13 protein-coding genes are annotated in these 15800 nt (G+C 31.4%); all 13 read right to left on the reverse strand.

Annotation, left to right across the window (positions count from 1 at the left end):
- Positions 1-24: 24 nt before the first annotated feature.
- The 13 genes from ACQKNR_RS01000 to ACQKNR_RS01060 all read right to left on the reverse strand — a co-directional run bounded on the left by ACQKNR_RS01000 (position 25) and on the right by ACQKNR_RS01060 (position 15737).
- Complete coding sequence (locus ACQKNR_RS01000) at positions 25-333, reverse strand: lasso peptide biosynthesis PqqD family chaperone (protein WP_427314732.1); 309 nt, start codon at positions 331-333, stop codon at positions 25-27.
- Positions 296-1267 carry an HPr kinase/phosphorylase gene (locus ACQKNR_RS01005; protein ID WP_427314734.1) on the reverse strand — a complete coding sequence of 324 codons (972 nt, stop codon included), beginning with the start codon at positions 1265-1267 and terminating at the stop codon, positions 296-298. Before ACQKNR_RS01005 ends, ACQKNR_RS01000 begins: the two co-directional genes overlap by 38 nt.
- A 78-nt stretch (positions 1268-1345) precedes the next feature.
- Positions 1346-1471, reverse strand: a complete 126-nt coding sequence (locus ACQKNR_RS01010; RefSeq protein WP_427314736.1) for a paeninodin family lasso peptide — start codon at positions 1469-1471, stop codon at positions 1346-1348.
- Positions 1472-1486: 15 nt separating this feature from the next.
- On the reverse strand, positions 1487-3424 hold the full coding sequence (locus ACQKNR_RS01015; RefSeq protein ID WP_427314738.1) for a lasso peptide isopeptide bond-forming cyclase: 1938 nt from the start codon (positions 3422-3424) through the stop codon (positions 1487-1489).
- Positions 3425-3701: 277 nt separating this feature from the next.
- The gene (locus tag ACQKNR_RS01020) at positions 3702-4865 is read right to left on the reverse strand and encodes an aminotransferase class I/II-fold pyridoxal phosphate-dependent enzyme (protein ID WP_427314740.1); all 1164 of its coding nucleotides are present in this window, start codon (positions 4863-4865) and stop codon (positions 3702-3704) included.
- A 30-nt stretch (positions 4866-4895) separates the two neighbouring features.
- Complete coding sequence (locus ACQKNR_RS01025) at positions 4896-5591, reverse strand: HAD family hydrolase (protein WP_427314742.1); 696 nt, start codon at positions 5589-5591, stop codon at positions 4896-4898.
- Position 5592: 1 nt separating this feature from the next.
- Positions 5593-6570, reverse strand: coding sequence for an ATP-grasp domain-containing protein (locus ACQKNR_RS01030; RefSeq protein ID WP_427314744.1), 978 nt, complete (start codon positions 6568-6570; stop codon positions 5593-5595).
- Positions 6557-7162: a sugar transferase gene (locus tag ACQKNR_RS01035; RefSeq protein ID WP_427315786.1), complete on the reverse strand. Its 606-nt coding sequence runs from the start codon at positions 7160-7162 to the stop codon at positions 6557-6559. Before ACQKNR_RS01035 ends, ACQKNR_RS01030 begins: the two co-directional genes overlap by 14 nt.
- An 837-nt stretch (positions 7163-7999) precedes the next feature.
- Positions 8000-10234: a right-handed parallel beta-helix repeat-containing protein gene (locus ACQKNR_RS01040; RefSeq protein WP_427314746.1), complete on the reverse strand. Its 2235-nt coding sequence runs from the start codon at positions 10232-10234 to the stop codon at positions 8000-8002.
- A gap of 372 nt (positions 10235-10606) precedes the next feature.
- Positions 10607-12166 (reverse strand): lipopolysaccharide biosynthesis protein, encoded by a 1560-nt coding sequence (locus ACQKNR_RS01045; protein WP_427314748.1) that lies wholly within the window; start codon positions 12164-12166, stop codon positions 10607-10609.
- Positions 12167-12193: 27 nt separating this feature from the next.
- Positions 12194-13453: a peptidase gene (locus ACQKNR_RS01050; RefSeq protein ID WP_427314749.1), complete on the reverse strand. Its 1260-nt coding sequence runs from the start codon at positions 13451-13453 to the stop codon at positions 12194-12196.
- Positions 13454-13496: 43 nt separating this feature from the next.
- The gene (locus ACQKNR_RS01055; RefSeq protein ID WP_427314751.1) at positions 13497-14465 is read right to left on the reverse strand and encodes a polysaccharide pyruvyl transferase family protein; all 969 of its coding nucleotides are present in this window, start codon (positions 14463-14465) and stop codon (positions 13497-13499) included.
- Positions 14466-14528: 63 nt separating this feature from the next.
- Positions 14529-15737 carry a glycosyltransferase gene (locus tag ACQKNR_RS01060; RefSeq protein ID WP_427315788.1) on the reverse strand — a complete coding sequence of 403 codons (1209 nt, stop codon included), beginning with the start codon at positions 15735-15737 and terminating at the stop codon, positions 14529-14531.
- Between the last annotated feature and the right edge of the window lie 63 nt (positions 15738-15800).

A 15800-nucleotide genomic window follows, 5' to 3' on the forward strand; every position in this document is an offset into this window, starting at 1 on the left:
AGCAGTTCTTTCGAAATTATGAATCTATCTATTAGGCTGATCTTTTATTTGAATTAAACCTTCTTGGAACAAACATTCTAAAAAGGAAAGAACTTGCTCTTCACAATCTTTTCGTTCAATATCATAGTTAGATACCAGCGTAGTAACAAGCTGATTAATTATTATTGGCTTTTCAATGAGCTCCCATATTTCTCCGCCTATTTCACCTAAGTTATAGTAATTTCCTTTCTGGACATTTAACATAACTTTTTCTCCATCCATATCGCTTACTATATTACCTTTACTTTGAACAACGTTATGTTCTAATGATATTTTTCTCGCGTGGACAACCATCAGCCATACTCCCTTTCTGTATAGTATTTAAAATAACTTTCACAAGCTCATGAGCTGTAAATCTTGAAATCGGGCGGCTTACTTGAAACATTTCCATTCCACTTGCAATATTAGATGAAGTTTCAAAATGCCATTCCATCAATCCTAATTTAGAAACCAAAGAATTCCTAAAAGTATGGCGGTATAATTTATACAAGCGTGCGAGCCCTTCTATACGGGTCATCTCAATATCTTCTCCCTGCGTTTTTACTAATTCAATAACACCTGCAAGAGGTAATGGGTCAGGAAAGAATTGAGAATTTACAGGAACAGCATACTTCGTTTCCCTTTCAAACAAAGGGCTATATTGCGCTATTTCCATTCCAAACTCGTTTAAACTTTCTTGCCATAATTTTTGTTGCGCGTAAGACGGATGAACTATTGCAGTATTTTGATTTAAAAGAGACACGGCAACTACATCATCACTTAAAAGCTGATATCCTTTACTCAAAAAAGCCGAGGCTAACGTTGATTTTCCGGCTCCTGAATCACCAATTAAAGCATATGCTTTCCCATCTATAGCAATTACACTTCCATGCAACGGGAGTATTTTGCGCTGCATTAAAAGCGCTCCCATACAAGTTCCCAAAATATAGAGTCGTATTTTATTTTCATCTGCCTCTGGCATAGGTGAAAAAGTAATTTTTTCGCCTGCTTGGATAGAAAATATTGCAGTTTGAGGAACATGAAACATCACTACCTCATCTTCCACTACAATTGTTTTTTGCTGTTCTTCGTTATATTCATTCCATCGTTCAGATAAATCAGTTATTTCAATTTGGATATCTGCCATCTCTTTCTTTTCATTCAACTGAGACAATTCGGGTAATGGAATTTCACTTACTATTTTTAACCCAAAGGCCTGATATAGCACATTCCCCATAAAATCAATCACCCCATTCACCCCACATTGTCATTTTTTTTGAAAGCTCTTATATAATAAAGCTATATAAGAGCTTTATTTTTTCATAACTTAACTAAACTTCACCGGATCATCTGGATCAGGTTGAACCGCGTCAGGAGTTTTATGTCCTGGCCCCGCCATAGTCATATTAACATTAAGCACTTCTAATACAGGTTGTTTCCATTCCTTTTTCACACGTATCACCCCCTTTCATATTGATTTTTTTATAAATCGATAGAAGATTAAGCTACGCATTAAAATTCTAAAATCTAAATCAAATGCATATTCAGGTCTAGGCTCTCTACAAATTTTTGAGATAGCTTTCTTAATTACCTCCACATTTAGAAATTCAGAAATTACTGGATCTACACTAAGTTCTTCAACTTCCTCAATAAATTCATTCCAAAAAGGAGCCATACGGTAAACACCATCTGCACCTTGAACACCTCGAACCCGCTGATTTAATCTTACCTTATCAGGAAGAAAATTTTTTGTAGCTCTCCGGATCAGAGATCGATCTAAACCATTTTGAACATACTGTTCTTCCGGGACTGACAAACAAAATTGAATAACGCGTAAGTCATTTGTAGGATCACGATCCCATAAAGCATAACGTAACGATAATTTCGTTTCATACGTTCCGTTTATACTCCAATAATATGTTTTTTCGAACTGCTCTCTTTTCATGTCATATGCATTTAAGATAGACATACCCGTTATATCGATATCCTGTTCTTTGAGTCTATTAAAAACATTCACTTTTTTAGCAAACTCCGGATTGATTATTGTTGGAAAAACATCTTGTTTCTCTGAAGAAAGTAACTGAAACAAATACGGAAAAGCCTTTCTTCTTACCACTTCAAAAACACGTGATTTTTTTACCCCTATATTTCTACTATATAAATGTAGTTCACGATAAAAACGAATCCAATGTAGCTTTTTTAACAACATTGCCTGGTAATCTAAAATAGGTCCCCATGATACTGTCCAATTGCCTCTTTGACCACTAAGAAGTACTCCTATTCCATTCTGAGATGCTTTTTCATAAACTCCCCTTAGCCAAAAAGTATTCTCAAAAAATTTATATGGCATCTCCATTGTTTCCAGCCAATCATCAATTTCCGATAGTGGGCTTCTCTCTGGCAATTCTAAATAATAATCCTGTATATTCCCTACATGCTCTACAGTCGATTGAATAAATGGTCTTTCGTCGGCTATCCTACCTTTGTGTGTCCAATCTTCAAATCCTTCTACTGGGACATAACTAAACGTATGTAATTTTTTATTTTCAGCACGTAAATCTTTTGCAGCAAAGCTAACGACAGAACCTGAGTCTAGCCCTCCGCTCAAATGAGCTCCTACTTGGTGATGTGTTCGTAAACGTGCCTTCACTGCACTTTGATACACCTCTCGAAACGCCTCTTCATACTCTTCATTTGATTTTAAATTAAGTATTTTCCCAGCAGTTGGTGTATAGTATCGCGAAAACTTCACTTCGCCTTCCTTTACCAAAATAGTGTGTGATGGAGGCACCTGTTCTATATATTTATAAACTGTTAACTGCGGATCTACTGATTCGAAATTTACAGGTATAGCTAAAAATTCAGCAAGCCACTGCTCGTTCAAATTTTTCTCGACATATGGTAGAGAAAATAACGGATTTATAAGAGTGCAAAAAGAAAACTTTTCCTCACCACGATAAAAATAAAGCGTCCGGCTCCCAGAAAAATCTCTAGCCCCAAAAAGTATTTGTTTTTTCTCATCCCAAATCATAAAGGCAAAATCACCTACCAAATATTTTGGAGCCGCTTCCCCCCATTTTTGATAAGAGAGTAAAATCAATTCACTATCTGTCATGCTCTTTCTATCCGCATAATCTACTTGTAATTTTTCAAATAACTCATGACGATTATCAATAATAGCATCCGCTGTAATTGCCAGTTGCTTTTCATAATTATAAAAGGGTAATTGTTCACCAACTGACTCTGGTGTAATCCATTGTGCATGGCATCCTAGAAAAGCATTTTCTTTGTGCCATATTTGAATATCATCAGCAGGGTATTTGTATAAACGACTCATTACTTCTCTTCCGTGCTCAATTGATACAGGCTCATTAGTAAAGTGAATAATGCCAGTTATAGCGCTCATTTCTTCCTCCTAATATATGAAAAGTTACTCCAAATACTATTTACATATTAAATTCGTTGAACATACCTCTTTATCATTCTTTTTAACGAACAAAATTATTTATTTTATTACTTTCTCAATTACATGCTTTAATTTACTTTTAGACTAAGACATAGATATTTAACACCTAGAATCATCCTTTTCTATGTGAATTGAAACTGAAAGCCCAAAACGTTCATTATAAAGAACGATTTGTGGTACGTATACAAATCTAATTCCACTTTTACTTACTTTTCTTTTATTTCTTCCATTCTATAGCTTTTAAAATGCCTTGAATTACCCTTTGTTGATCTTCAGCTAACATATTAGATCCTGAAGGCAAACAAATTCCACTTTGAAATAGGTACTGCGACACATCTTCATTTTTGCTATGTGGATAATACTTCTTCCTTTTAAAGAGCGACTGTATATGAAGTGGCTTCCACATAGGACGCGCTTCAATATTCTCTTCTGCTAAAGTTCTCAATAATTTCCCAATAGAGATCCCGGATTCCTTTTCATCAATTGTTAATGTAGTAAGCCAACGATTTGAGCGAGTATTTTCTAATTCAGGCATAAAATAAAATCCTGGCATTTGAGATAGCGCTTCGTAATACCGTATATATATAGATCTTCTCGCTCTCACCCTATCTTCTAACACTTCTAATTGACCTCTACCAATACCAGCTAAAATATTACTCATACGATAATTATATCCTATCTCACTATGCTCATAATGTGGCGCTGGATCCTTTGCTTGTGTCGCTAAAAACCTCGCTCTTTCTAATGCTTCTACATCATCAGAAACAAGCATTCCACCACCTGAAGTTGTAATAATTTTATTTCCATTAAATGAATAAACACCAAATTTCCCGAATGTACCGCTTGCTTTTCCTTTATATGTAGATCCAAGAGATTCTGCTGCATCCTCAACTATAGGAACATTATATTGATTACAAAGTGAAAGAATTTCATCTAGTTTAGCACTCTGACCGTATAAATGAACAAGAATGATAGCCTTCGGTAATTTCCCCGCTTTATCAGCTTCATACAATGCATGTGCCAATGCATTCGGTGACATATTCCATGTTTCTGGTTCTGAGTCAATAAATACTGGTTCAGCTCCCAAATAAACAATTGGATTTGCACTCGCTACAAAAGTAAAACTTGAACAAAATACTGTATCTCCCTTTTGAACACCTAATAATCGCAAAGCTAAATGAATAGCAGCAGTACCTGAACTAACTGCCGCCCCACCTTTAACTCCTACAAAAGATGCAAGTTCTCTTTCAAATCCATCTACATTTGGGCCAAGAGGAGCAACCCAGTTGGTATCGAATGCATTTTGAATATATTTGTGTTCATTTCCACTCATGTGCGGAGAGGAAAGGTAGATTCGCTTTTTATGCTGAACTATTTGCATGTAAACACATCCTTTATACATATTTAAATACTATGTATCTAGAAACATATGCTTTAATACTGGTATATCAGGTAACCTTCTTAAATTATCAATTGTATAATGCGCTTGATAAGGTTGCTCAACTATAAGATTACGGTAAATCCCATCTTCTCTATTAATGTGAATCGTTAACCATTTCAGTCTCTTGGCAGTTATAAAATCCTTTCTTAAATTATCCCCTATATAGACACATTGCTGATGAGGCACCTGTAATTCCTTACTTATTTTTTCATAAGGAATTTCGCTCGGCTTCCAACATCCTTTTCCAAATTTATCAGTAAGAATTATTGAATGCACTCTCTCTTTTAACTTTAATGCATTTATTTTTCTTTCTTGAGTAACTAAATATCCATCTGAAATTAGTCCTATTTTTACCGAATTAATTAAATTATTTAGTACCCAATCCGCTTCATCCAATAATTGAATATCTGGTTTATGAAACCTATACCGTTCTATCAAATTACTAATGAATTTTTCATCATAATCAATGTTTAACTTTTCAAGTGTTTTATTAAACACAAACTTTCTTTCCCCTGAATTGAATAATTGAATTGCAATATTATAAAACTCCGTTTCCTTATAATTCTCTTTAATCCAATCATCCACTGCTTTAAAACCACTTACGACATAATCCTTCTCTTTATATAAAGTATCATCCATATCAAAAACAATTGCTTTAATCGCCATATTAAATACTCTCCATAAAAACTGCTTCATCATATCTAAGCATTGTTAAATTTTCTCTCCAATTAAAGTCTCTATCTGTAAAAACTTCTCCTTGACACATTTTAATTGTCCAAAGTGGAAAATTTGCTCCTGCTTCTATGGATAATGGAATTCCTCCACCAAAACGTGGATTTATTTCAATAAACGTAATTTGTCCATCCTCCTTTTTAAAACATTGTAAAGTAATACAGCCAATGGGATTAGGGAGAGCTTTTGTTACAATTTCTGCTGCTTTGATTATATCAATATCCTTCTTGGTCATACCTTTACTTACCTCACCTGCCCTTGTCTCTATACGCAATCTAGGAACAATCGTTTTTATATTCCCATAGAAATCCACCATTATATCTATAGTATATTCTTCTCCTGAAACATACTCTTGTATCATAGCGTTAGGTATATACTCCTTGAAGAATTCTAATTCCTTTTCATTCATAATTTTTGTTACACCTTTACTAGAACTTCCATCATAGGGCTTAATTAATAATGGAAATTGATATTCTTTCCTTTCAATTTCTTCATCACTATATATTCTCGGCGTAGGTATATTATTAGAAACAAAAAAGTTATACGTGTATTTTTTGTTATTAGCTATTTTATTTAATTCCATACTAGAAACTAGTACTTTTACACCGATACCCTCAAAAACCTTTGCATTATTAGCCAAAAGCATTAATTCTGTATCAATTAAAGGAATTATTAAATCTATCATTTCAGATCTACATATTTTTAATAATTCACTTATATAGCCTTCTTCATTTACATGCGGAACAATAAAATGCTTATCGCTAAAGTAAATGGTAGGTGCAGTTTCTTTTAAGTCTGCAGTAAAGATTTTGCCTTTGATTCCTTCTTGTTTAAGTGCCTCCTTAAATTTTTCAATTAAGGCGACCCTCCTACCTGAGCTAGTAAACAAAATATTCATTTCATTCTCTCCCATGCTCGATTCCCCCCTTAAAAACTGGCATAGTCACATGCTTATTATTTGTTATCCCTTCCGACTTTAAAACCTTACTAAAAGTTAGATATAAAATTTTCAAGTCTAAAAGAAAACTTTGATTCTCAACATACCATACATCTAATTTAAATTTCTCATCCCATGAGATACTATTTCTTCCATTAATTTGAGCCCATCCAGTGATTCCCGGTCTTACATTATGCCTTTTCGCTTGCTCTTTCGAATATAGAGGCATATATTCCATTAATAATGGTCGGGGGCCCACCAAACTTAATTGACCTTTTAGCACATTTATTAATTGTGGTAATTCGTCTAAACTATATTTCCTAAGAAATTTTCCAACTTTAGTTAATCTAGCGTGATCTGGTAAGAGTTCCCCATTACTATCTCGCTCATTAGTCATCGTGCGAAATTTATAAAGATAAAAAGGTTTTCCATGTAACCCTGGACGTTGTTGTCTAAATAAAATAGGTGATCCTATCTGGATTTTAACTATAATTGCTACTAAAAGAATAACGAAAAAAAAGCAAAATAATAATAATAAAGAAATAAAGATATCAAACAGTCTCTTCATTACCAATCATTCCTCCACCTTAAATTATTACAAATGCTTTTCCAAAGTTAAATAATCTACAAAGTATTCATTACGGATTGAAATTAAGTGTTCTCAAGTTGTAATTAAAGAATTGTATTCAATTTCTCTTTACTTATCACCTGCAAACATTTTTTATAATGCACAACTTTAAAACTTAATAAGTAAGAGAAAGTAGGACATATAGGTATAAACCATATTTTTCTAAATAATTATCGAAGAGAATATTACATGCTGTCAAAATCTATTCTTATTTATAAAGAAGGAACATGAAATTATATTAGACATGCAAGTGTGAACGTTATAGATTTATAAGGAGTATGTTTCCCAATAATATATTTGGGATTATAAAATACTCATATAGTTTCTACGTATCTTTCCCTTACTATCTGTAAAAATCTCAATAAATATATTCACAAAAACAATTTTATAAACAACGCTTAGTAGTATATAAAAAACCCATTTATTATTAAAAAATTCTCCTACATACTATTTTGTAGTATGCAGTTAACGTAATAACAAAAAGCTATTATGTTTATAAAAAACATAATAGCTCTTCTCTTTTTTATAGTAGTAACTAAAAGTCAATAAGCATAATATCTATTAGGAATTAGACTATTTCGAATGATTACATTGGACCAAAATCTTTCCATGTAACATTATTATCAGCAAAAGTACTACCTGAAACTAATAAAAAAGCGGATGAAATTGTATACGACGTACCATTATATAATACTTTATAGACATATTTATTAAGATTCATTCTACCTCCTTTCTCATAACTTTTTGAAACCATTCAAATTTAATTATCACCATGCATTAATTTGGATCCATTACACCATTAACAATATTTCCTTGCAAAAATTCTCTCCCTGTAATTGTAATTTTCGCATTATTCAACACATTATTTTGAATTACTACTTGTGGTGTACTACTCGTTGTTCTATTATCTATCCCAACTTGCATCAAATTTGTGGAATTTATATTATTATTTTGGATTACCACTTGCTTACCAGTAAACACTGTATCCAAAACAATAATAGCTCTCTGAAGAGTATCATTTGTAATTTTTATAGTATTTCCCCTTAACACTATATCATCAGATACATTTTGAATATTCAAGACCGTTCCATTTGATTTTTCTATATGGCAATCAATCATCTTGAATGCTTTGAGGTTATTCACTGTAAATAACGTGTTATTTCTATCTATACTAAAGAAATTGCAATCTTTTAATTCTAAAGCGCTTCCTGCGCTTGTTATCCCCAAAAAGGTTACGTCCTTAAAAAAGCAATTCGTATATGTCCCTGCAACTAAGGTTGGGGTTTTAACATTATTAAATATAATATTTTCAAATATCCATCCTGATTTAACTGTTCCTATTGGTACATAATTTAAATACAAAACGTCTTGTCCTTCAAATATACAATTTGAGATAGTTTGCGGCTCATTTTTCATCTCTAATGTCCACTGATACAATGATGACAAGGAATTTAGCTTATCTGCATCATTTATAAAACGACAGGAATCAACTTTAACCGCATATGGAAAGGGGGTATCAATAACCATTTTACTATTAGAAAAAATATTATCTAGTATATTAATAGATCGATTTGCATATACACCTTGAACATTTATTTGCGATCCGTATACATAATTATTAGAAAAAATAACATCTCCTAATAAAGAGACCTTAGTTAATCGGATATTATTCCCTGTTACGATTACCCTATCTGCACCACTATTAATAGATAGACCAACATAAGCATTTGAAATGGTATTCATAATAGAATTATTTGATATATAGATAAATTTCCCATTTACAACAATAATATTATAATTTTTATTATCATGAAAATTATTTCTTTCAATATATATATATTGATTTAAATCATATCCATCTTCAATATCTATTCCACTTTGTGGATCGGTACCTGCGATGTGATGAATATCATTATCTCGAATATATACATTCTTTGCCCCACATACACTAATTCCTTGTCTACGGCAATCATGTAAATTACATTTTTCTATATAAGTATATTGTGGAAAAGAAGGCACCCGAACATTTATTAAACAATTTGCAGGAGCAGGAACATTCCCTTGATGCAAAACAATTTTAGCATAACTTGCTCCTTTAGGGGCTTCCACTTCATCAAAGAATTGTACATTGGTTTTTGAAGATAAAAACATATTATTTGAAGCGTAAAAAATGACATCATAATAATCGCATTTTATATCAGAACCCAATGCTCCAAATCCATTTCCATATAAACCGAAGTAACCATACTTTACAATAGCCACTTGGGTCATATCAATTTGCAAATTGGAACGTATCTTTGTTGTACTACTTACTAATGAACCATCTGTTGTATTAATTGCTCCCTGTTCAAATGAACTTGCTAATGATGTAGGAAAAGGTGAAATCTGCCCAAAAGTACTGTTCAGTGTAATGGCATCTCCTGTACAATCTAAAATATCTAGATTATCTAAAGATACAAACCTTGTATTGTTCCCCCCATCAGCAGGCGGAGTAAAACTCCCCAATTCAATGCCATACCCCGCCCCATGTGTTCCCCCACTAGAATAATCATGTGTATATCTATCTCCTTGGATAATACCATTTGTAACCCTTGAATATACTTGATTTCTACGAAAGCTTATAATTGCATATCCAGTCAAATTATTTGTTTCCATTTTTAATGTTGAACCGTTTAGATTCAACATTAAATGACTTTGTGGTTCGATGGGTATTTGTTTATCAATCAAATATACTCCTCTAGGTAACACAACTTCCGTACATCCTTGTTGTGCCGCCCAAACTAAAGCATTATTAATACCTTGGGAAGTGTTGATAGCATCAGTCCCATCATTCTTAACATCCCATCTATCTAATTCTAATACATATATACTTGTAGAATTTGTAGCTTCTAATGATTTTGGAATCCATTTTAATTGCGTACTATCATAAGTTAAAATGTCATTATGAAAAGGAGGTTTGGATACCAAATCTAAATCATTTAAATTTCCAAGGTTATCCTTTCTTCTCCACATCAATTCACACCTCTTTTTTTGCTTTTCTACATTTTATGTTTAATATGGTAAATTGATTGGATATAAGAGAATTAATATCACTTTTTATTATTCTTCAGATATTCATTATTTAGAAAGCCTTTTTATAATTCCTTTCTCCTTCCCTAAAAAGTTCTTTTCCTACTAACTGTGTTTATTTCAATACCCTTTTATTTAAACTATTTAAATTTACAATAATCAAGACGCTTAACATCTAGGTATATAATTAAAAAGACACTATGCTTTTTATACATAACACCCCATTATTATCTACTATTATTTTCAGAACAACCTAAAATTTCTTCCATAGATAAAGAATTCCTTACTGTGATATAGTGAAAATATAATAATGTTTTATAGATAATTATCATTCGAAACTTTCCGAGTTAATATTTTCGACTTTATTTTTTTTATTAATATTCGGGTTAAATTAAGGAAATACCTATACTCTTCTGCCTCTTTAAACACCATCCAAAAGATAAAATTCGGAATAATCAGGCACAAGATACTACGCATTATTATATCCGTAAATATATTCATACGGAAAATATAACCAATTACATCCGTTGCTATAACAGAAAATAATACAAGCACTACAAACAAAATATATCTAAAAAAATATATTTTTACAGATTTTTCAAAAACAATTTTAAATATAATATAAGGGTCATACCAAAAGTAAGTACATAATCTACTAATAACAGTACCTAAAAACACACCGGCTATCCCTATTTGTTTCGCAAGAATTATAGAAACTACAATATTTATAATTGCTGCTACAATAGGTCTATATTTTCCTTTTTTGAACAAACCTGTGGTCTCTCTAAAAATTGTAGTTGTATTTTGCATTCCTGAAGTAAAAAAATTAAGTAATATGGAAAATAATACATATTTATTAAACACATATTCCTCACCTAACCAGAGCGTTATAAATGGATTTATTAAATTCCAAAGGCAAACTGTACAAAATCCATATATCCAAAAATTAAAAAAGTTAATTACACGAAAAATAAAATATTTTTTTTCTGCATTTTCTTTCACATTCAAATTTCCAACACTAGCAGTGATAGAATAAAACAAATAGCCTAAGAAGGTATTTAATGTATTTAAAATCAGCAGATAATTCGAATACACACCAACCCAAATAACTCCAATAAATTTCGATATAATTATATTATCAGTTGCATTAATTACTACACCACTAATTTTATATAGTAACAAGGAGTACAAATTCTCGAAAAACTCTCTTCTGTCTACCTTAGATAATTTCGCATTATTTTTTTCTTTTAAGTATGGATATAATTTATTTGCCTTATTTGCAATATATATATTCTCAATTACTTTTAATGTTAATTGAGCTATTAGTACTACAATGTAATCACTAATAATTAATAATAAAACAATTTGTAATGTGTTAGATATAATCATGAACAAACTGTGTATTTTAGAAATGATATAGTTACTTTGATCAGCGATAATAATAGATTGCTTATATACAAAGTAATATGATGAAACAGAACTTGTTAAAAATAAGAGATAGATAATGTTAATATCTTTTATTGCGGTATCTGCACTTATTAAATTTTGGATGAAAGGCAATAGCAATAAACCTATCAATAAAACTACTACTCCTATAATTCTATATGCTTTTTGATATAAGTTCATTAATGCCTGTATTTTATAAATATCCTTCTCAGCTAATGGCCTATATAAACTATAAATTATAGCTGTATCAAATCCTAAATTAGCTAGGGAAAACATCAATAGTATACTTGTAAAAAGTCCATCCACACCTAAATATTCTATACCGAGTTTATAGATAAAAACAGTTCGAACAATAAATCCCATACCAATACTAATTATTTGTCCAGACAAACCGAATAAAATATTTTTTAAGGAGTTTTGTATTCTCATCGTAATACCTTCTATATTTTAGTTGTTTTACGTACCCACTCTACTAAATTTGGCACTAATCTTCCTCTTTAAAATAGGGAAAAACTTTGTTATCCTGTATTTTAATAATGCTTTCCTTCGTTGCGCCTTGAAATCATAATCTAGAAACCAATTTAGTAAATTTTTATCTGCAATACAATCACGATTTTGTTTCATTCGCACTTGGATTAAATTCCAATACATTTCAATGAATGTATTGGTAAAAAACTTCACCTCGCTATTTATAGAAGTTTTAACGTACTGAAAAAGATTACTTGGAATATTAAAACCATACTCACGAGGATCTCTCCCTTCAGCAATAATTCCCATAATCGTTCTTAAGCATTTTTCACATTTACAACAATTTTCTTCATTTTTAAAACATACCCTGATATTAACAGGTTCTTTATTAGCTGAATAATGGTCCACAACCACTTTAATCTTTTCTTGCCTAGTAAGTTCGTACCCATCATGAAGGACTGTTCCAGATGCATATTTTATTTCATTATCCACAGTTGGATCAGATGCACAAGTAACTTGATATAATGGAGAATTAGAGCTTGCAATGTATATACATTTTATCTTAAGTTTAAAAGCTATTGGAATAGCTGCAGATATTATTGCTAAACCATGATGCAATCCATGCCACCATGTATCGTTTAACTTTTCTCTAAAATCACGGTCAATGTTCCCTGCAATTATAAAGGTCCCATAGTTAGATTGTATAAAAATATTTTCTAATCCATTAATCTTTGCAAAATTCATAGCATTTTCTCTATCTGCCTCCCATACTTTACTACCCTTTATTTCATTTTCATGCCATCCATATTCAGTAACTAACAAGGGGTTTTTATCTTTTATTCTTATAAATGTAGTAAGTGCATCTAATCCACCACTAAATAAAGATGCCGCTTCCAGTTCCGGAATGTAAACATTATCAATAATTTCTCCTACAACTATGGATCCTTTAAATTTCACACTAGGAAACATGTTTTGATATGCATTTTTTATATTATTCAAACAAATATAAAAAGATTTATCTAATTCATTTATCACTATTGTTGAGTTAGTAATCCATACAAGAGGAACTACATTTGCAACAAACGGAATAGCTAAAATACTTAAGGGGATATCAGATACATCATAGTTATATTCAAGAAACATATGATTACTTGTCTTAAAATACTTTTGTAAATCCCCCTTAATACTAAAAGAATAATCAACCCTATTATTTTTCACGACAATTTTATCGAGAATTATACTATTCATTTGAGCCTCCTAATAAATCGCCATTTTTAACATAGTACGTTTGCTAATTGGAGAACTGTTTTAACCATTGATTTACTACATCAAAATCCACCTGAACATCCGTTATAAATTCTGAATGTATCATTTTTTCAAGATTATTTAAATCTTCTCTATCAATCAGATTTAAATTATACGTTTCACCCATTCCCTTAGCTCTTTCATCTATGGAGATAATTATTGCACGTTTTTTATGACGCATAGCAAATATACCGCCATGTAAACGTGTTCCAATATAATCAACGGCTGTATTTAGGACTTTTTCATACGCCTCTATAGTAGGAGGTATAATTTTCATGCCTTGTATATCCCTAAAAGTTTTTAAATATTCCAAATCATCAGCATCTTGTATCCAGAAGTAGACATTTTCATAACTTTTGTTAAGTATATCTATCAATAATTGATCCTTTTCACGATTTTTAGAATGATGGGTTAGTGTAAAAACAACTGAGTCCGATTTATCACTTGGAATTCCCCTACAAAAATCATGCGTAAAAGACCACAAAGTTGCACAACCAGTATTTATAGCTTTAAACCCCATTTCTTCTAAAAACTTTTTTGTTCTTTCATCTCTAACGCTATGTATATATTCATGTGATAAAACTTTTCTATATAACATTTTTGTATAGGTATTTATTTTATTCCCTTTTCCTGCACCAACTCCAACCAGAATACTCCCTTTTAAAGGCCCATAATTAAATATATTAATATTCCACTGCGGGAAATGAGTAAACATATCCATTGCTAGCAAATTCGAACCACCTACAAACTTATATTTTGCATCACTATAAATCTTTACCCTATTTGATTTTCTCGCTACTTGGTACCAATGAAAAGGTGAAACATGAGTGGGTAATGTTAAAACATATGCATTTTTAGTTATATCAGATAGATGATGCTTTACACACTTCATTATTATATCGTCACCCTTGTTAAGAGAACCTACTGATGTATCTAATACTAAAACATTATCCATAAAAATAATTCCCCCAAGTATCTTTTATAAATAGTAAAAGATTTTTTAGTTTTATAACTTAATCTATTCTAATTCAATTAACCTATATATCTTTTCCACTTCTATTTCATTACCATAATTTTTTCGGCTTACATTATTTACAATTTCATTTTTGAATTCTACATCATCAATCATTCTTTTTATTCCTCCGACAATTCCCTTTATACCCATTGGACAAATATATCCATCTACCCCGTTCTCTAGCTGACTTTTGGCAGTTGAAAAATTAGTTATTAATACTGGTTTCTTAAGAATTTGTGCTTCCCGAACTGTTACTGCCTTCCCTTCGTATCTAGATGGTTGCACATAAATATCACATGCTTTTATGTACGGATACGGATTAATCTTCTTACCTAGTAAAACAAATTTATCTTGAAGTCCTAGTTTATCTATCAACGATTTAAGTTCAGCTTCTTGAGGCCCATATCCAACTATGTACCACTCGATATCATACCCTTGATCTAATAGTTTTCTAAGCGCATATATAGCGTTATCAATTCCCTTAGCATGCGAAAGTCTAGCAACAGTAACTAACTTGATTCGCTCGCTATTTACTGGTATTTCTTGAGTAATATCTCCTTGATTAGATTGCTCACGGACAAATGCAGGATCTATTATATTTTCTATTATTTGAACCTTTTTATTAATATAAGGCAAACTATTAAGGAATGTATCTCTACAACTTTCAGAAACCGCCACGATATCATCTATTTCCCTCCACATTTTACATTCCATTCCTTTATTAAGTTGTATGTTTGAATAATCAGTATGAATCCAACCAATTTTTCTTTTCGCTCGAACTTTATCCCCTATAAAATAGTGTGGCCATAAAAAACTTATAGCAACATCATACTCTTCCCTCAACTTTGGAAGAAATGGAAGAGATATTCTCCATCCATATTGAATAACAAAGTATCCAGGTTCTTTACTATTTACATATCTTCCATGCATAACACCCATAACTTTTCCTAGCATCCTAGTAATTCCAATTGAGAAATGTCCTTCTTGTAATATCTGCTTAATTGATTTTCTAAAAGTAGTATATTGTTGCAATTCTTCTAATAAATTCGGCTCTTTAGGTAATAAAGAGAAAAATCCACCTTCATGCCTAAATAACATTAAATCTATATCATACTTACTGTAATCAATTGTATTTAATAAACCAATCAAACTTCTTTCTACTCCACCAATTTCCATATCAAAAGATGCAATTAATATTCTTTTCTTTTTCATCATAGGATACCTCACAAAATCTATTATTGATTTCTTTTCTTCATTTCATATTAGTATTTTGCT

Source organism: Bacillus sp. NPDC094077 (assembly GCF_050279465.1).
Classification (GTDB): Bacteria; Bacillota; Bacilli; order Bacillales; family Bacillaceae_G; genus Bacillus_A.